Source organism: Paenibacillus tepidiphilus (assembly GCF_008635795.1).
GTDB lineage: Bacteria > Bacillota > Bacilli > Paenibacillales > Paenibacillaceae > Paenibacillus_AQ > Paenibacillus_AQ tepidiphilus.
Map to the genome: position 1 here is coordinate 136,725 of NZ_VWRQ01000004.1, position 18,721 is coordinate 155,445.

21 protein-coding genes are annotated in these 18,721 nt (G+C 54.1%); all 21 read left to right on the top strand.

The window, feature by feature from the left end; genetic code table 11:
- Positions 1–24: 24 nt before the first annotated feature.
- The 21 genes from F1379_RS06600 (at position 25) to rpsB (ending at position 18,601) form a co-directional block, all read left to right on the top strand.
- Complete coding sequence (locus tag F1379_RS06600) at positions 25–390, top strand: response regulator (protein ID WP_150267675.1); 366 nt, start codon at positions 25–27, stop codon at positions 388–390.
- A gap of 15 nt (positions 391–405) precedes the next feature.
- On the top strand, positions 406–924 hold the full coding sequence (locus tag F1379_RS06605; RefSeq protein WP_239004584.1) for a flagellar biosynthetic protein FliO: 519 nt from the start codon (positions 406–408) through the stop codon (positions 922–924).
- A 2-nt stretch (positions 925–926) separates the two neighbouring features.
- Positions 927–1,691 (top strand): flagellar type III secretion system pore protein FliP, encoded by a 765-nt coding sequence (fliP, locus tag F1379_RS06610; RefSeq protein ID WP_150267679.1) that lies wholly within the window; start codon positions 927–929, stop codon positions 1,689–1,691.
- Between the two features lie 20 nt (positions 1,692–1,711).
- Positions 1,712–1,981, top strand: a complete 270-nt coding sequence (fliQ, locus tag F1379_RS06615; RefSeq protein ID WP_150267681.1) for a flagellar biosynthesis protein FliQ — start codon at positions 1,712–1,714, stop codon at positions 1,979–1,981.
- Positions 1,982–1,991: 10 nt separating this feature from the next.
- Complete coding sequence (fliR, locus tag F1379_RS06620; RefSeq protein ID WP_150267683.1) at positions 1,992–2,777, top strand: flagellar biosynthetic protein FliR; 786 nt, start codon at positions 1,992–1,994, stop codon at positions 2,775–2,777.
- Positions 2,778–2,799: 22 nt separating this feature from the next.
- The gene (gene flhB / locus F1379_RS06625; RefSeq protein WP_150267685.1) at positions 2,800–3,894 is read left to right on the top strand and encodes a flagellar biosynthesis protein FlhB; all 1,095 of its coding nucleotides are present in this window, start codon (positions 2,800–2,802) and stop codon (positions 3,892–3,894) included.
- A 21-nt stretch (positions 3,895–3,915) separates the two neighbouring features.
- On the top strand, positions 3,916–5,949 hold the full coding sequence (flhA, locus tag F1379_RS06630; RefSeq protein WP_150267687.1) for a flagellar biosynthesis protein FlhA: 2,034 nt from the start codon (positions 3,916–3,918) through the stop codon (positions 5,947–5,949).
- Positions 5,946–7,367, top strand: coding sequence for a flagellar biosynthesis GTPase FlhF (gene flhF / locus F1379_RS06635; RefSeq protein ID WP_150267689.1), 1,422 nt, complete (start codon positions 5,946–5,948; stop codon positions 7,365–7,367). The genes flhA and flhF overlap by 4 nt, the downstream gene beginning before the upstream one ends.
- Positions 7,364–8,245 carry a MinD/ParA family protein gene (locus tag F1379_RS06640; protein ID WP_239004587.1) on the top strand — a complete coding sequence of 294 codons (882 nt, stop codon included), beginning with the start codon at positions 7,364–7,366 and terminating at the stop codon, positions 8,243–8,245. The genes flhF and F1379_RS06640 overlap by 4 nt, the downstream gene beginning before the upstream one ends.
- A 35-nt stretch (positions 8,246–8,280) precedes the next feature.
- Positions 8,281–9,666, top strand: coding sequence for a protein-glutamate methylesterase/protein-glutamine glutaminase (locus F1379_RS06645; protein WP_150267694.1), 1,386 nt, complete (start codon positions 8,281–8,283; stop codon positions 9,664–9,666).
- Positions 9,667–9,700: 34 nt separating this feature from the next.
- Positions 9,701–11,770 (top strand): chemotaxis protein CheA, encoded by a 2,070-nt coding sequence (locus F1379_RS06650; RefSeq protein ID WP_150267697.1) that lies wholly within the window; start codon positions 9,701–9,703, stop codon positions 11,768–11,770.
- Between the two features lie 29 nt (positions 11,771–11,799).
- Positions 11,800–12,261, top strand: coding sequence for a chemotaxis protein CheW (locus tag F1379_RS06655; protein WP_150267699.1), 462 nt, complete (start codon positions 11,800–11,802; stop codon positions 12,259–12,261).
- 3 nt (positions 12,262–12,264) lie between these two features.
- Complete coding sequence (locus F1379_RS06660; RefSeq protein WP_150267701.1) at positions 12,265–12,891, top strand: chemotaxis protein CheC; 627 nt, start codon at positions 12,265–12,267, stop codon at positions 12,889–12,891.
- On the top strand, positions 12,884–13,381 hold the full coding sequence (locus tag F1379_RS06665; RefSeq protein ID WP_150267703.1) for a chemotaxis protein CheD: 498 nt from the start codon (positions 12,884–12,886) through the stop codon (positions 13,379–13,381). The genes F1379_RS06660 and F1379_RS06665 overlap by 8 nt, the downstream gene beginning before the upstream one ends.
- A gap of 2 nt (positions 13,382–13,383) precedes the next feature.
- Complete coding sequence (locus tag F1379_RS06670; RefSeq protein WP_150267705.1) at positions 13,384–13,800, top strand: hypothetical protein; 417 nt, start codon at positions 13,384–13,386, stop codon at positions 13,798–13,800.
- Positions 13,801–13,859: 59 nt separating this feature from the next.
- Positions 13,860–14,648 carry a FliA/WhiG family RNA polymerase sigma factor gene (locus F1379_RS06675; protein ID WP_150267707.1) on the top strand — a complete coding sequence of 263 codons (789 nt, stop codon included), beginning with the start codon at positions 13,860–13,862 and terminating at the stop codon, positions 14,646–14,648.
- Positions 14,649–14,676: 28 nt separating this feature from the next.
- Positions 14,677–16,080, top strand: a complete 1,404-nt coding sequence (locus F1379_RS06680) for a DUF342 domain-containing protein (protein WP_150267710.1) — start codon at positions 14,677–14,679, stop codon at positions 16,078–16,080.
- Positions 16,081–16,161: 81 nt separating this feature from the next.
- Positions 16,162–16,470, top strand: a complete 309-nt coding sequence (locus F1379_RS06685) for a hypothetical protein (protein ID WP_150267713.1) — start codon at positions 16,162–16,164, stop codon at positions 16,468–16,470.
- Between the two features lie 36 nt (positions 16,471–16,506).
- A complete protein-coding gene (locus F1379_RS06690; RefSeq protein ID WP_150267716.1) occupies positions 16,507–17,064 on the top strand; it encodes a hypothetical protein in 558 nt (185 codons plus the stop codon).
- On the top strand, positions 17,061–17,684 hold the full coding sequence (locus F1379_RS06695; RefSeq protein ID WP_150267718.1) for a hypothetical protein: 624 nt from the start codon (positions 17,061–17,063) through the stop codon (positions 17,682–17,684). The genes F1379_RS06690 and F1379_RS06695 overlap by 4 nt, the downstream gene beginning before the upstream one ends.
- Positions 17,685–17,899: 215 nt before the next feature.
- Positions 17,900–18,601, top strand: coding sequence for a 30S ribosomal protein S2 (gene rpsB, locus F1379_RS06700; protein ID WP_150267721.1), 702 nt, complete (start codon positions 17,900–17,902; stop codon positions 18,599–18,601).
- Positions 18,602–18,721 lie beyond the last annotated feature (120 nt).

Here is an 18,721-nt window from a genome sequence, read left to right on the forward strand (position 1 = left end):
ATATTTAGGGAGGATTTTGTACAAATGGCTAACCGAATTCTAATCGTAGACGACGCAGCATTTATGAGAATGATGATCCGTGACATTTTGACAAAGAACGGATTTGAAGTGGTAGGAGAAGCCCAGGACGGCGCACAAGCCATTGAGAAGTTCAAGGAATTGCGTCCCGACCTGATTACAATGGATATCACCATGCCTGAAATGGACGGCATTGCCGCATTGAAGGAAATCAAGAAAGTGGATGCAGGCGCCAAAGTCATCATGTGTTCCGCGATGGGTCAGCAGGCGATGGTTATTGATGCAATTCAAGCAGGGGCCAAGGACTTTATCGTTAAGCCGTTCCAGGCGGACCGTGTAATTGAAGCCATTAACAAAACGCTGGGTGTATAGGGAAACGGGATGTTAATGTACGCCTCCGAACCGTTCGGAACCGGCAATACCCTGCTGAACTTATTTAAGATCATTGCCGTGCTTGCGGTAATCGTTATTCTTATAGTGTTCCTGATCCGTTTTCTGGGCCGGCGCAACCGGCTGCTCATGAGCGGGCGGTCGATCCGTACGCTGGGCGCGATGGGCCTTGGACCCAATAAGTCGGTCCAGATTATTGAAGTCGGCGGCAGCCTGTATGTAATCGGGGTAGGCGAAGACGTCACCATGCTCGACAAGATTACTGATCCGGCGGAAGTGGCGCTCATTGTATCCGCGTTCGAGGATGAAATGGCTACCCAGAATAATGTGCTTGCACCGCTAATTGGCAAGTTCAAGGCCAAACTGCGGGGCGAGGTGCCCTCCGAGGAAATAGAACTTAGTGATACATCCTCTTTCTATGAGACCTTGCAATCCAAGCTTGCGCTCGCACCCGAGCGGAAAGAAAAGATGGACGAGCTGCTCCGGGATGATGCACCTAGGGATGAGTCGAGGTAGATATGAACAAAAAGCTGATTCTTTCATTTTTATTGCTCGGTATGTTTAGTATATTCCTGCAGCACCATCCGGTTCATGCCGATCCGATTCCGAACATCAACATTGATGTGGGAGGGAGCGGTGAAGGCGGAGCGACCAGCTCGATTTCGATTCTCCTGCTGATAACGGTGCTCAGTGTGGCTCCGGCTTTTCTGGTGCTGATGACCAGCTTCACACGGATCGTCATCGTGCTTGGATTTGTCCGCACTTCGCTCGGGACGCAGCAAATGCCGCCGAACCAGGTGCTGGTCGGGCTGGCACTGTTTCTGTCGCTATTTGTCATGTCCCCAACCTTGTCGGATATTAACGAGACTGCACTGCAGCCCTATATCAGAGGAGAGCTGACCCAGACTGAAGCGTTGAACCAGGCTGCCGATCCGCTGAAGGAGTTTATGTTCAAGCAGACCAGCGCGAAGGATCTGCTGCTGTTCATGAATTACGCCGGTGACTCCATTACGGAGAAGCCTGCGACTTACAGCGATATTCCGCTTACCGTTATGGTTCCGGCTTTTGCGATCGGTGAGATGAAAAAGGCTTTTACAATGGGCTTTATGATCTTTATTCCGTTTCTGATCATCGACCTGGTGGTATCCAGTACCCTGATGGCGATGGGGATGATGATGCTGCCGCCGGTAATGATCTCGCTGCCGTTCAAAATCATGCTGTTCGTGCTGGTTGACGGCTGGTACCTGGTCGTTCAGTCACTGCTCTCCAGCTTTAATACCTGACACATGGGAGGCATCCGCAAATGAATACGGAGTTTATTATCGGTCTGGCCGGCCAAGCCGTATATCTGGTGCTGGAGACAAGCGCTCCCATGCTGATCCTTGGACTGGTGGTCGGGCTTATTATCAGTATTTTTCAGGCGACGACCCAGATTCAGGAGCAGACGCTGGCGTTTGTCCCCAAGATCGTTGCCGTACTGCTGGCTCTGCTGCTCTTCGGACCGTGGATTATAACCAAGCTGGTGGACTTCACCAGTCAAATTTTGGGCAGTCTCCATATGTATATCGGTTAAGATGATGACAATGGAGACCCTGCTGCAAAATTTACCTGTCTTTATGTTGTTTTTTTGTCGAATTACAGCTTTTTTTGTTGTCGTTCCTGTTTTTTCTTCGCTGAATATACCGGCCACCTTCAAAATCGGCTTGTCCTTTTTTATTTCGCTGATTGTATTCAGCTCAAGAGGAACCGACCTTATCGTACCTCAGGATCTTACCTATGTTCTGATGATCTTCAAAGAGGTGCTGGTCGGCTTGCTGCTCGGCTTTATCGGATATCTGATGTTTATGGCGATTCAAACGGCAGGATCTTTTATCGATCTCCAGATCGGCTTCGGGATTGCGAACGTTATCGACCCGATGACCGGTACGTCGTCTCCGCTGCTTGGCAATTTCAAATATATGATTGCCACGGTCCTGTTTCTGGTGATGAACGGGCATCATTATTTGCTCGACGGTATCATTTACAGCTACAATTGGGCGCCGCTGGATAACGATTTGCTGGCCCGGATGATGGACGGCAGCCTGTCAGACTTCCTGGTGCGCACCTTCGCCCAGTCGTTCATGCTAAGCTTTCAAATGTCAGCGCCGCTGGTGACGGCATTGTTTCTGACGGATGTCGGACTGGCATTCCTGGCCCGAACGGCTCCGCAATATAACGTGTTCGTAATCGGCGTACCGCTCAAAATCATCATTGGTCTGGCGCTGCTGCTGGTGCTGATGCCTGGAATGGCAGTGCTGTTTCAAAACCTCTTCGACATCATGTTTGATTCCATGCGGAATCTGCTCGGCGTGATGGGGAAGAGCCCTTAGACAATCACAGGGAGAGAATGCAATGCCGGTTGTGAGCCGCTATAAGCTGGATCTCCAATATTTCGGCGGAGACAAAACAGAAAAGGCGACGCCTAAAAAGCGGCAGGATGCCCGTAAAAAGGGCCAGGTGGCCAAAAGCCCCGAACTCTCCGGCGCAGTGGTGCTGCTGGCGGCGCTCATCACCTTTACCGCCTTCGGCGGTTTTATCAAGGAACGTTTTATGGCGCTATACATGGATGTATTTCAGAACCGGATGACCATGGAAGTTACACCGGAGAATGTAATCTCCATGTTCAACGAGTATGGTGTGCAGATTCTGGTGCTGCTGGCTCCCTTGCTGGCCATCACCTTCATCCTTGCCATCGTGGCAAACGTGGCTCAGGTCGGTTTCATGGCTATCGGCGAAGGACTTACTCCTAAATTCAGCAAATTGAATCCCATTAAAGGCTTCAAAAATATTTTCTCCATGCGTTCGTTTGTGGAGTTTCTCAAATCGATCTTCAAGCTGGTGATTATTGCCTACCTGGTATACAGCACCCTCTGGGGGCAAAAAGACAAATTCGCCTCGCTTTCCCATCTCAATGCCGAGGGAGTTTTCCGGTTCGCCGCAGATCTTACCTTGAGCCTAGGAATCAAAATCGGTGTTGCCCTGATGATAATGGCGGCGCTGGATTACATGTACCAGAAATACGACCATGAAAAAAACCTGAGAATGTCCAAGCAGGACATTAAAGACGAGTACAAGAAAATGGAGGGCGACCCCCTCATTAAAGGCAAGATCAGGGAACGCCAGCGCCGGATGGCTATGCAGCGGATGATGCAGGAAGTTCCTAAAGCGGATGTCATTATTACAAACCCGACCCACTTTGCGGTAGCCCTGAAATACGACGGTTCCCAGATGGAAGCGCCGCAGGTTATCGCCAAGGGTCAGGATTATGTGGCACTGCGCATCAAAGAGCTGGCCAAGGAGCATGGTGTCGTGACTATTGAGAACAAGCCGCTGGCCAGAGCGCTGTTTGGGCGGACGGAAATCGGGGACAGCGTTCCCGCCGATCTGTTCCAGGCCGTGGCCGAGGTTCTGGCATATGTATACAAGCTTAAAGGCAAGAGGAGATAAGCCCCGGGGAGGTTGAGGACAATGAAAACTAAAGATCTAACAGTTCTTGTAGGCGTCATCGGCATTGTCCTGATGATGATCCTGCCCATCCCGGAATGGCTTCTGGATGTACTGCTGATTGTCAATATTTCGATCGCCTTGACCATTATTCTGGTAGCGATGAATACGCGGGACCCGCTGCAGTTCTCGATCTTTCCATCGCTGCTGCTGCTCACGACGCTATTCCGACTGGCGCTGAACATTTCTACGACGAAGCTGATTCTTGGGGAAGGGCATGCCGGTGCCGTTGTGGCGACATTCGGCAGCTGGATTGCCGGGGGACAGATCGCTATCGGTTTCATCGTCTTTCTGATTCTCGTCGTAGTGCAGTTTATCGTTATTACGAAGGGCTCGGAGCGGGTAGCCGAAGTCGGCGCCCGCTTTACGCTGGACGCGATGCCCGGTAAGCAGATGAGTATCGATGCCGACCTCAACGCCGGCATGATCAATGAGCAGCAGGCCCGTGAGCGCCGCCGCAACGTCGAACGCGAAGCGGATTTCTTCGGCGCCATGGACGGTGCGAGTAAGTTCGTCAAAGGGGATGCCATCGCCAGTATCATCATCCTCCTGATCAACCTGATCGGGGGATTCATTATTGGGATGATGGTTCACGGAGATACCTTTCAAGGTGCGCTGGCCAAATACTCCGTATTGACGATCGGTGATGGTCTGGTGAGCCAGATTCCGGCGCTGCTGATCTCCACGGCATCGGGTCTGATTGTTACGCGGGCTGCTTCGGAAGGCAATTTGGCCGAGGATCTGACCGGACAGCTGCTTTCTTATCCCAAGCTGCTGTACATTGTAGCTGTAACCATCGCTTTCCTCGGATTCTTCACGCCGATTACGGTATTGTCCACGTTGCCCCTGGCAGGCTTAATGGCTTTTGCCGCTTACAAAATGGGTGAAAAAGAGAACAAAAAGCAGCTTGAAGAGGAGCAGCTTGTCGAAGAGAAGCAGATCGAGGAGGTACGCAGTCCGGAAAGTGTCATCAATCTGCTGACGGTCGATCCTATCGAGTTCGAATTCGGCTATGGGCTGATCCCGCTCGCCGACACGGCGCAGGGCGGTGACCTGCTGGATCGCATCATTATGATCAGGCGGCAATGTGCACTCGAAATGGGACTGGTTGTGCCCGTCATCCGCATTCGCGACAATATTCAACTAAAACCGAACGAATATGTCATCAAAATTAAAGGAAATGTCGTTGGCGGGGGTGAATTATTACTTAATCACTATTTGGCCATGAGTCCCGGTTATGACGATGAATCCATACACGGAATTGAGACGGTGGAGCCGTCCTTCGGTCTCCCGGCACTTTGGATTGACGAAACGGTGAAGGAACGTGCCGAATTGTCCGGTTACACGGTTGTAGACCCGCCTTCCGTGGTGGCTACACACCTGACCGAGCTGATCAAACGCCATGGGCATGAACTGCTGGGTCGCCAGGAAACGAAGCAATTGGTCGACAACCTCAGAGAGAGCTACCCTGTTCTTGTTGACGAACTGATTCCTTCCGTGCTGGCCATCGGGGATGTTCAGAAGGTGCTTGCGAAGCTGCTGCGCGAGAAGATCTCCATTCGTGACCTTGTGACGATCTTTGAGACATTGGCGGATTACGGCACCTACACCAAGGATCCGGACATTCTGACCGAGTATGTGCGCCAGGCGCTGTCCAGACAAATTACTCAGCAATTCTCGCAATCCGGCGAGACACTGCGGGTAATTACGGTCGGGCCTAACCTGGAGAAAAAGATATCCGAAAGTGTGCAGCAAACGGAGCAAGGAAGCTACCTTGCGCTGGATCCGGTATCCACCCAGACAGTCTACCAGCGGCTGACCGAGCAGATTAACCGACTGCTGCAGTCCGGCCAACAGCCGATTGTGCTGACGTCTCCGACGATCCGGATGTATCTGCGCCAGGTCATTGAGCGGACGATGCAGGATATTCCCGTATTGTCCTACAGTGAGCTGGAGCCAAATATTGAAATTCAAAGCGTTGGGGTGGTGAATTTATGAGAGTGAAGCGTTATGTGGTCGATACGATGCCAGACGCGATGCATTCCATCCGCAGCGAGCTTGGAAGCGACGCCGTAATCCTGAGTACCAAAGAAGTTAAGGTGGGCGGCTTCATGGGCCTGTTCACCAAGAAAAAAATCGAGGTGGTGGCGGCTGTCGAAGAGGCCAAGAAGCCTTCGGCTCAGCCTATAGCTCCGCCTTCGCTGCCAAGTGTGCCGCGCAGCGCCGCACCGCAGGCCTATCAGAAGGCAGCCGCTGTAGTGAACCTGAACCAGCCGGCCCCTCCGCCTAAGGAACCGGAGATGCCGAAACGGACCTTCGCCGAGATCGCGGCGGCACTTGCGGAAGCTTCGGAAGCCGCAGAGGCTAAAGTCTCCGTAGCAGTGCTGACGGAGCGGGAGCCTGAGCCTCCGGCAGTAATTGCCGGTGCAGAGCGGGAGGAAGCCGTGCCGCCGGTACAGCGGAAGCCGGAGCTAAGCGCTGCGATGATCCGGGAAGAGCTGCGGAGCCCGGAGCCGGGCCTGGAACGGGTGTCCGCGGCTGAAAGCGACCTGATCCGCGAAATCCGCGATATGAAGCAGTGGATGGAACGCATCGCGCGTTATTCTTCCAGCGGGGTGGAGCTACCAGCCAGATTGGAGGAACTGAAAGCCCTGCTGCAGGACCATGATACCGATCTGGTGCTGGTGGAAGAATGGATCAACAACATTCATGAAGCCTGGATTGCCGACGGACGCACCTGGAATCCCGAGCAATTCGGGGAGCGGCTCCAGCTGCTGGTGGACGATTTCCTGCAAGGCCGGATCGCCGGAGGGATTGAGCCGGATACGCGTATCGTTTACATTGCAGGTCCGACGGGAGTCGGCAAGACGACGACCATCGCCAAGCTGGCCGCCGAACAGCTCTTCAAGCACGGGCGCAAGGTTGGCCTGATCACCTCCGACACGTACCGCATTTCTGCGGTGGAGCAGCTGCGGACCTACGCCGCTATTCTTAATATTCCGCTGGAAGTGGTGCAGTCGCCTGGTGATCTGCAGCGGGCGATGTTCCGGCTCGAAAGCTGCGATTTAGTGCTTATGGACACGGCGGGCCGGAATTACCGCAACGAGATGCTGGTGGCCGAGCTGCAGAGCTTACTGGCCAGGGAGCTGAAGAGCGAAACCTACCTGGTGCTCAGCATGACCTCGAAGAGCCGAGACATGAAGACGATTGCCGAGCATTTCGGCCGCTACCAGCTGGATAAGGTCATCTTTACCAAGCTGGACGAAACGGGAAGCTATGGACCGCTGTTCAATGTCCTGAACGATTTCCCGCTGAAGCTTTCCTATATGACCAACGGCCAGAACGTCCCCGATGATTTGCTGCTGGTCACCAAGGACCAGATCTCCGGGATGCTGCTGGGGACAGGAGGCTTCTGATGGATCAGGCGCAATCGCTCCGGCAGCTCGTTTCCGGAAACACGCCGAGGCGGTCGCCCGGTGACGGACCCACAGCCCGGATAATCACCGTTTGCAGCGGCAAAGGGGGCGTGGGAAAGTCCAACTTCACGCTGAATTTCGCCCTGGCGCTTAAGGCTATGGGCAAGAATGTGCTGCTGTTCGATGCCGATATCGGCATGGCGAACATCGATGTATTAATGGGGGTTTCCCCGAAGCTTAACCTCTACCACCTGCTGAAGAGAGAAGCAGAAATCGGGCAGATTATCGAGTCCGGACCGGGGAATCTTCCTTTCATTGCCGGCGGGTCGGGAATGGAAGAGCTGTTCAGCCTCTCCGAGGGTGATCTGGAATACTTCACCTCACAGGTGACACAGATTGCAGATAAGATGGATTATATTTTGTTCGATACCGGAGCCGGCCTTTCGAAGGAAACGATGAAATTTATCGCTTCCGCCGATGATTGCCTGGTGGTGACGACACCGGAGCCTACAGCCATTACCGATGCTTATGCGCTGATGAAGGTCGTTCATAACACCCACCCGGAGACGGTCTTCAAGCTGATCGTCAACCAGGCGGGGGATGAGCGGGAGGCACGGCTGACCAGCGATAAAATCCGGATGGCGGCCAGCCGCTTCCTGGAGCTGGATATCCCCTTTCTCGGGTTCATAAGCAGTGATTCCCATGTGGTTCAGGCTGTCAAGAAACAGATTCCATTCTCAGTGGCTTTTCCGAACAGTGCAGCAGCCAAGGATATACAGCGGCTTGCCCTCAGCTACCTGTCCGCCAAACCGGTGGAGACAGAGAAACCGCAGGGCATCAGAGGATTTATCAGCAAGTGGTTGAAGCGTAATCAGTAGATTGTTCTGAATAAGAGGACAGAGGTGGAAATGATATGGAACCATATAAGGTCTTGGTAGTTGATGATTCCGCATTCATGCGCAAGATCATTTCCGATTTGATTGAAACAGAACCTGCCTTCCGGGTTACGGCCACGGCAGCCAACGGCCGCGAAGCGATCATGAAAGTCAAGGAGCTTCGTCCGGATCTGGTGACGATGGATGTGGAGATGCCGGAGATGAACGGTCTCGAGGCGCTCAAAATGATCATGGCGGAGCAGCCGCTCCCTGTTATCATGCTGTCGGGCATCAACGAGCAGGGGATGAAAGAAACGATTATGGCGCTGGAATGGGGCGCGTTCGACTTCATCCGCAAGCCTTCCATCTCCAATTCGCAGGATATCCGCAGCGTCGGAGAAGCGCTGCGCGAGCAGATGAACGAAGCCATGCTGGCCCGGCGCCAGCGGGAAGAGCGGGCGCAGGCGTTACTGGCGCAGGGACCTGCCCCTATGCCGGCGCCGAAGCCGGAGTCGCCTCCGCCGGCCAAGGCCGAGCCGCTGCCCAAGGCTCCGGAGCTTCCGGGCCGGCTGCCTGAGGCGAAGCTGAAGCCTCAGGCACCGAAGCCGCCGGCTGCAGAAGCCTTGCGGAAGCCGGCTGCGCCGGTGCAGCCCGGAAGCAAGGCGGCCAAGCCTGCTTCGCAGCCGGCACCCGCTGCACGCCGGGCGGCAGCGGAGAAGCCCGTCGGCCGCAGCGGTGCGGAGCGTCCGGCCGGAAAGCCATTGCAGCCAGCTGCAGCGCCTGTGCAGGCTGCCGGAAGCGAGCCGCCGGTTGCAGCCGGCGACCGGAAGCCGGGCGCCGGCAAAGGACTGCGCAAGCTGGTAGCTGTCGGCACCTCGACGGGTGGTCCGCGGGCGCTCAAAGCCTTCCTGGAGCACATTCCCGCCGATTTCCCGGCGCCGATTGTCATTGTGCAGCATATGCCGCCCAATTTCACAAAGTCGCTGGCACAGCGGCTGAACACCTTCAGCCCGCTTGAAGTGGCAGAGGCCGAGCATGGTATGGTGCTCCGTCCTGGCGCAGCTTACATTGCACCCGGCGGCTATCATCTGAAGGTAGTGCCATCTGGCGGGGGCCAATATTCCATTCAGCTCTCCCAGGAAGAAGCGCGCAACGGCCACCGTCCGTCTGTCGATACCTTGTTCGAATCGCTGCTGCCGCTGAATGAGCTGGAACGGCATGCGGTCATCATGACCGGAATGGGCAGCGACGGGGCGCGGATGATGAAATCACTTTATGATTCCGGGGTAACCTCGACCTTCGCTGAAAGCGAAGAGACCTGCGTAGTCTACGGAATGCCGCGCTCCGCGGTGGAATTGCAGTGTGTAAGACATATCCTGCCGTTGCAAGAAATTGCTCCAAGGCTGGTGCAAGCCGTTAAATAAAGGAAAAGCGAACTCGAAGGGGAGGTGCTCGTTAGTGGACATGAATCAATACTTATCCATGTTTATTGATGAGTCGAATGATCATCTGCAGTCATTGAACGAGAATATGATGGGACTGGAAGCAAATCCTGTGGATCTGGGCATTGTACAGGTGATATTCCGCTCGGCGCATACCTTGAAAGGTATGGCTGCTACAATGGGATTTGAGGATTTGGCTTCGCTGACCCACCAGATGGAGAATGTGCTCGATCTGGTGCGCAACAACAAGCTGCGGATGCAGGATTTCATCTTTGACACACTGTTCAAGAGTCTGGATGCTCTGGAGGCTATGGTTCAGGATATCACTGCAGGCGGAGAAGGCAAAGCCGATGTATCGCATATCGTCGCATCGCTGCAGGCGATCGTCCGCGGCGAGATTCCTTCAGCAGCCGGAGCGGCAGCCGAAGTGACTGCCGCTGCAGCACCTGCGGCAAGCAGCTCACCAGGGACCCTGGATGAGTTCCAGTATTCTGTCCTGGAACAGTCCATACAGGAAGGCCACCGGGTACTGTACATTGATGTGGCGATCCGCAAGGATTGTCAGCTCAAAGCTGTCCGTGCCTATATGGTATTCGATCTCCTGGAGCGTTCGGGAGAAGTGGTCAAATCCTTCCCTTCGGTTCAGGACATAGAACAGGAGAAATTCGATCACGGGTTCTCCCTCTATTACATAACCGCCAAGGAAGCCAGTGAAATGGAATCCATGATTATGAATGTATCGGAGATTGAGAAGGCCACAGCGGTGATGCTTGACTCCGAGACGCTGCGTCAGATGAGTCAGGCTCCTGCAGCGGCAGCGGCTGAAGCTCCGGTTAAGGAAGCGCCCGGTGAGGTTCAGGCTCCGGCAGCTCCGGCCCCGCAAGCCAAGGGAGATGCCGCCAAGCCGGCGCCTGCCAGAGCGGCAGCAAACGCCCCTTCACGGACTATCCGCGTGGACATCGAACGGCTGGATGTGCTCATGAATCTGTTCAGCGAGCTGCTGATTGACCGGGTACGCCTGGAGCAGCTTGCCTCCGAGGTGCAAAACGGCGATCTGACTGAGACCGTGGAGCATATGGGACGTGTCAGCAGCGATCTGCAGAACATCGTTATGAAGCTGCGGATGGTGCCGGTGGATACCGTATTTAACCGGTTCCCGCGGATGGTCCGCGATTTGGCCAAGTCGCTCGACAAGAAGATCGACCTTGTGATTACAGGCGCGGAGACAGAGCTCGACCGTACCGTCATCGATGAAATCGGTGACCCGCTTGTCCATTTGCTCCGCAATGCCGTTGACCACGGTGTGGAGAACGGACAGGAACGCGTTGCCTCCGGCAAACCGGAGACGGGAACAGTCCATCTGCGGGCGTTCCACAGCGGCAACCATGTCTTCATTGAGATCGAGGACGACGGTGCCGGCATTAACCCGCAGAAGATCCGGCAATCGGCCGTGAAGAAAGGCATTCTCTCACAGGAAGAAGCTGCGCGGTACTCCGACGACGAAGCGATTCAGCTGTTATTCGCACCGGGCTTCAGCACAGCCGAAGTCATTTCCGACGTATCCGGCCGCGGGGTTGGCCTGGATGTCGTGAAGTCCAAGATTGCTTCACTTGGCGGCAATGTCGTGGTGTACTCGACCTTGGGCAAAGGCACCAATTTCTCCGTGCAGCTTCCGCTCACCTTATCGATTATCGCTGCAATGCTGATCCGCCTGGGGTCCGAGAAATATGCGATTCCGCTGTCTTCCATTGTTGAGACAGGCATCATCAAGAAGGCGCAAATCCGTCAGGTGCACGGCACGCGGATGATTGAATTCCGTGGCAGCCACATCCCGCTCCTGTCGCTAAGCAAATTCTTTGCCGTAGCCGATTTCGATGAGAGCACGGAGGATGAGACTGAGATTGTCGTCGTCCGTAAGGGCGATCGCCTGGTGGCTCTGGCCGTACAAGATTTCATCGGACAGAACGAAATCGTCATCAAGAATCTGGGCAAATATTTGCCGGAGGTTCAGGGGATTTCGGGAGCAACCATTCTTGGCGACGGCCAGGTTGCGCTGATCATTGACCCCAATGCATTTATTAAATAAATTAAAGTTCAACAGGGAGGTTTCGTTCCATGGCCGAAGATATTAAAGTGATTGTGTTCAAGCTAGGCACCGAAGAATACGGGATTGAAGTGGACAAGGTGCAGACGATCGAACGGATGATGCCGATTACCCGGGTTCCCAAGACGTATTCCTTCATTAAAGGAGTCATCAATCTGCGGGGTGTCGTCATTCCGGTCATTGACCTGCGCGGCCGCTTCGGCATCGCCGAAGCCGAGCATACCGATCAGACCCGCATTATTATCGTTAACGTGAACGAAATGGAAGTCGGCTTCATTGTGGATTCGGCCAACGACGTGATTGACCTGAACCGCGACTCCATCGATACTCCACCGGAGGTTGTCGGCGGCATCAAAGCGAAATATCTGGATGGGGTGGCCAAAATCGGAGAAGATCGTCTGCTGATCATGCTGAACTTGTCCGAAGTGCTTAACAAGAGTGAAATTGTGCAGCTCGAAAGTCTTGAGGGATAACGGATGGAGCTGTTTAAGAATTTCAAGGATTTTAAAATGGATGTGCTCAAGGAGGTCGGCAATATCGGAGCGGGTCACGCAGCCACCGCGTTATCCCAGCTCGTCGGCAAGCCGATCGATATGGCCGTCCCTAAGGTTCAACTGCTGAACTTTGAAGAAATCGCCGAAAAGGTGGGCGGAGCGGAGGAATTGGTCTATGCCGTATTCCTCCGGGTTGAGGGCGAAGCGCCGGGCAATCTGTTCTTCATCCTTACTCCCGAGGCCGCAGTCAGCCTGCTGAACCGGATTGCAGGTATAGAGGTATCTAGCGAGGGCATGCTCGGCGAAATGGAGATGTCTGCATTGAACGAGATCGGCAACATCCTGGCGGGATCATATCTTTCCTCGCTGGCCGATTTCACACAGCTGTCCATGTTCCCGACGGTTCCGGCACTGGCCATGGACATGGCGGGAGCCATTCTTGCCTATGGCCTGCTGCAGTTCGGGCAGATGGGCGATGATGCTCTCCTGATCGACACCACGTTTATGGAAGGCAATGATGAAATAGAAGGGCAGTTTTTCCTGATTCCCGATCCCGAATCGTTCCCGAAAATTTTCAAATCATTAGGAGTTCCGTTTGATAATGATTGAAGAACAGAGCATTATTAAGGTAGGCATGGCCGATCTCAATGTGGGCAGCCAGGACAGCCTGATCCGCACTACCGGACTTGGCTCCTGTGTGGGATTGACCTTGTTCGATCCGGTCAAGAAGCTGGCGGGCATGGCGCATGTCATGCTGCCCTCTTCGGATATTGCCCGTGAAGGGCAGCTTAATATCGCCAAGTATGCCGATACCGCTGTACCGGAACTGCTGAACCGCCTGCTTGCGCTTGGAGCGGTGCGCAGCCGCCTTGTTGCCAAAATGGCCGGCGGCTCGCAAATGTTCGCTTTTGCCGGAGGGAATGACACCATGAGGATCGGGCCTCGGAATGTGGAATCCTGCAAGCTTGCGCTGGAGGCGCTGCATATTCCTTTGATTGCGGAGGATACAGGCGGCAACTTCGGACGCACCATTGAAATTGCCTGCAATACCGGAGTGCTGTTTATCCGGAGCGTGCAAAAGGGCATAAGGGAAATCTGACGATGAAGAAGACATTTGTGCTGAGCGCTTTTGTCGGACTGGTCGGGTTTCTGATTACCTTTCTCGCGAATTCCGGACATAATTTGCTCGGAACCAGCCTCTTGCGAGGGTTTTACGGATTTGTTATCTGGTTTGTGCTTGCATTCCTCCTAGGATGGGTATTGGGATTTATCATGAAGTCGCCCGAAGCAGCGGACGCTGCCGCTGCGGATGGTGAAAGTGAAGCAGGACTCGGCAACCAGCTGGACATCAGCACACCCGGTGAAGACCAGGAGCTGATAGATCTGCTGAAGCCGAAGCCGGCGGTGGAAGAAGGCGGTACTGCTGAAGGTTTCAAGCCGCTGCAGCCGCCGAAGCTGGTCTCCATGAAAGATCCTGAAGAATTGGCCAAGGCCGTTCGTCACCTGAAAGAAGAATAAGCGGGAACGGGGCGCCGTCTCTTGCCCGCCGACTACACTTTGGGAAGGGTGAAAGCCGCTTGAACGAACATAAATCTTCTCAATTGGACACCGACGCGCTTTGGGAGCAGTGGAAAGAGCACGGCAATCCCGAAGCCAAAAAAAAGCTGATTGAGAGTTATCTGCATATTGTCGATTATGTGTCCAACCGTTTGGCTGTCGGTTTGCCCAAAAATGTCTCCAAAGAAGATTTGGCCAGCAATGGCGTGATGGGCCTGATTGATGCCATTGAAAAATTTGACTATAAGCGCGGGCTGCAGTTTCAGACCTATGCCTCCTGGCGTGTACGCGGAGCGATCCTGGATTCGCTTCGCCAGAGCGACTGGGTACCGAGATCGGTGCGTGAGAAAGCCAAGCGGATTGAAGACGCGTACCAACAGCTGGAACAGAAGTATTTGCGCTCAGTTACCGACGAGGAAATGAGCAAGCATCTGAATATATCGGAAACGGAGTTTCAAACCATGCTTCAGGATGTGGCGGTGATGTCGCTCTGTTCGCTGGAGGACCCGATCCGGGAAGAAGAATCCGAGACAAGAATGTCCATTCTGGTGGACGACAAAGCAAAAAATCCTGACCGGAAGGTCAATGAATTTTATCTGCGGGAGACCCTCACCAAAGGCATTGAAAAATTAACCGTGAAAGAACGGACCGTTGTGTCCCTTTTATATTATGAGGATTTATCTTTGAGCGAAATCGCCGAGGTGATGTCATTGTCGCCTTCCCGTATTTCGCAGCTTCATTCGAAAGCGATTTTGCGGCTGAGAGGGACGCTGGAGAAGAACCGCGATCTGCTCATGCAAAACGATTAACCGGGGACGGTGACAAGGGGGAGCAACATTGATCGGTCATTATGCGTTGAATCAATACGTAACGATAACCTTTTCGGAAGACAAAGGAATTGCATACCTGCAATTTTCAAAGAGAGACGAGAATTTCTCCTGTTCGGTTGAAGATTTGGAGAGCTTTCTGTCCGGTCAGGACATTCGTTACGGAATTCAGCATGATATAGTGAGACGGATCAGCAGCAATCCGGAGGAGTATTTCTTCAGCAGAGTTCCGATAGCCATCGGAGATGCTCCGGAGAATGGCGTAGACGGCCAGATCAAATATACCGTTGATTTGGAAGAGGACCGTAAACCTCTGGAGATGGCGGACGGCAAAGTCGACTATAAAGATTTGGTCCGGCTGCACAATGTGCTGAAGGGCCAGCTGATTGCCCAAGCCATTCCTCCCCGTCCGGGAAAAAGCGGCAAGACGGTCACCGGTGAAGTTCTGCCGTTCAAAGCGGGCAAGGAAGCGCGGTTTAAGGTGGGGAAGAACGTGCTGATAGACGGGGACGGAACCTCGATGTATGCCGCGATTGACGGGCTGGTTACTCTAACCGATAAAGGCAAAGTTAATGTGTTCCCCGTATATGAAGTTAACGGTGATGTGGATTACAGCACAGGCAACATTGATTTTGTCGGAACGGTCGTCATCCGCGGGAATGTCCTCACCGGCTTCACTGTCAAGTCCGCAGGAGATATCCGGGTAGTCGGGGGTGTAGAAGGGGCCGAGCTTGTTGCCGGAGGCTCCATCGAAGTGACCGGAGGAATTATCGGCTACAATAAGGGCCTGGTAAACGCGAGCAAGAATGTGAAGGTATCTTTTATCCAGGACGGGAACGTGGTCGCGGGTGAAGATGTGATCGTCTCGCAGAGCATCATGCATTCGAGTGTCCGTGCAGGACGCGATGTGATTTGTAACGGCACCAAGGGGTTGATTGTCGGAGGAACGGTCCAGGCCGGGGAGCGGGTCGTGGCACGTACAATCGGCAATACAATGTCTACGGCAACCGCCATTGAAGTCGGGGTCGTACCGGAGCTGCGCAATGAGATGAACGAGCTGCGCCAGGAGCTCCGCCAGCTTCTGGAGAACGAAGATAAGACCAACAAGGCGCTGTATCTGCTTAATCAGCTGGCGGGCAGCGGACAGCTATCTCCGGATAAAGTGGCACTGCGGGTCAAGCTGAACGCCACGAAGCAGTCCCATCTCCGCGAAGAGAAGCGGATTAAGGAGCGGACACTGGAGATTGAACGCATGCTGGAGGATAACGGCCGGGCCCGGGTCGAAGTGGTAAGAACGATCTATGGCGGCTCCAAAATCGTCATTGGCAGATATACACGTTTTGTCAAAGATCCCACGGAGCGGGTTATCTTCACCTATAATGAAGGCGACATCACGCTCACGCCTTATATTTAACTTTGGCGGGCAGCGTACAGCGGCCGGCCATTCCTTGATTTATAAGCAGTATACTTTGGATCAGGAAGAGGGCCCAATACGATGAGTATGAAACCGGTGGAACTGCAAATTGCCTTGCCGCGGACGACCGATGCCGGAAAAGTCCAGAACGATTTACAGCAGCGCCCGCTGATTACACAGCAGCAGATTTCCGCAGAGGGCATTAAGCAGGCACAGCAATCGGCGCGTCGCAGCGCAGAGATTGATGAGCCGGCAGATGCCAAGCTGCACAGCAGGGAGGGACGGAGCCGGCAGCCTCACCAGCAGGCCGAGGCGAAAGCCGAGAGAGAGGAGGATGTCCATGAGGCCGAACATCCTTACAAGGGACACCGGATCGATCTCAGTCTCTGATCTGGGCAAATTTAATGGTTAAGGAGATAAAAGCATTTGGAACCTTGGGTATATATAGTGCTGGTGGGCGTGGCCGCGATTGGATACGCCCTGATGATCCCGGCACGGAAGAAGGAGAAGACGGAAGGGCAGCAGAGCCTGAAGGATACGGAAGCGGCACTGGAGCTTTACATGTCGGATCTCGAACGCGAGAATGAAAAGATGATAGAGCTGGTCGCCGCCCTCAAGCAGCAGAGCCAGCAGAGCAAGGCGGCAATGCAGGAAGAAATCGGCGGGCTCCGGCAGCAAGTATCCGAGCTGCGCAGCCACACGGAACGGCTGGAGTCCAGACTTGATGCGAGCGAGCGGGGACTGCAGGAATTGACGGTAGCACAGGCGCGTGCCGAGGCTGCCCTGTCCGCGCCCGGACGCTCCGAAGCCGTGCAGGAGCAGGCCAAGCCGAAACCGGTCAGCTCGATCAAGCTGCGTTACCCGCGGCTGTTTGAGCTTTATGAAGAAGGGAAATCGATTGATGCCATCGCCAAGATGGCCGGTTTGCAGCGGGGTGAGGTACAGCTCATCCTGCAGCTAGCCAAACAGGAGGAATCGGTATGATGAAGAACCGATCCTTCCTGCTAGGGCTGGGCGCAGGGCTGATTATCGGCGCACTGCTCCTGCAGCTGATGATCGCCGGCGGAGCGGCACCCATGACGAAAGAGCAACTGGTGCGCGAAGCCGCCCGGCTGAATCTGGTAGTTGAGGATCCGGCCGCGCCGGCAGCAAGCCCCGAACAAGGTGCCGCTGAAGGGGAGCAGCCTGCCCAGAATAGCCAAGCCGGAGACCAGCCTGAGACTTCAGCAGCACCGGAGTCTCCGAGTCCGGGACCTTCGGCACCGGGAGAGGCCAGCGCTCCATCACAGCCAGCCGAGCCTTCGGCGCCTGCGGCTTCGTCCTCGCAGCAGCCGGTAAGCTCAGCAGACGCTGCAAGCGCACCGGCAGCTCCGGCTACCCCCGAACCGGCTGCCGGGTTGGTCAGCGTGCGCATTCCGACAGGGGCGACGCTCTCCGAAACGGCGGATATTCTGGCCGCAGCCGGGGTTATAGCGGACAAACAGGCTTTTCTGGATGCGGCGCTGGCCCGTAAGATCAACCGGATTATCCAATACGGCAGCTACAGCTTCACTAGAGGAGAGAGCAACGGCTCTATTATTGACAAGTTAATCAGCGTAAAGTAATTCAGTTTTGTCCCTATGCGCCATGCGTGGACCGGGCAAAACTTTTTTTATGAAACATTGCATCCCGTGTATGATTATGGTATAGTAATTGACGGTGTTAAAACACACGCCGGTTGATTTCGACAAGGGGTGCTTTCTTCTGAAGAAAGTCTTGTAGAAAAATGATATCCGGCGGAGGAGACACACAATAAACCAAACTTAGGAGGTGTGTGAAGATGGCAGTAATCTCCATGAAACAGCTGCTTGAAGCTGGGGTACACTTCGGTCATCAGACCCGTCGTTGGAATCCGAAAATGGATCGTTATATCTTCACTGAAAGAAACGGAATTTACATTATTGACCTGCAGAAAACGGTTAAAAAAGTTGAGGAAGCTTACAACTTTGTTAAGAGCGTAGCAGGCGAGGGCGGCACAATCTTGTTCGTAGGAACCAAGAAGCAAGCCCAAGACTCTGTGAAAGAAGAAGCCGAACGTTCCGGCATGTTCTTCATCAACCAACGCTGGCTCGGCGGTACCCTGACCAACTTCCAGACCATTCAGAAGCGCGTTGACCGCCTGAAGAAGCTGGAACTGTGGGAAGAAGACGGTACTTTCCAGGTTCTGCCTAAGAAAGAAGTTATCCTTCTCCGCAAAGAGAAAGATCGTCTTGAGAAATTCCTGGGCGGTATCAAGAACATGAAGGGCCTGCCAAGCGCGCTGTTCATCATCGATCCTCGCAAAGAGCGTATCGCTGTTGCCGAAGCACGCAAATTGGGTATCCCAATTGTAGCTATCGTTGATACCAACTGTGATCCGGACGAAATCGACTACGTAATTCCAGGCAATGACGACGCAATCCGCGCCGTGAAATTGCTGACTGGCAAAATGGCTGACGCTGTTGTTGAAGCCCATCAGGGTGAAGACACAACTACAGCTTAAGTAGTCTCCGGACTTTTAACAAGAACTTAAATGAAAAGGGTGGTTGGCAGGTGGATAACCTCTCACTGCCCTTTTTTTGGGATTATGGGCCTGTAAAGGGCTGACTATACAACAACCATT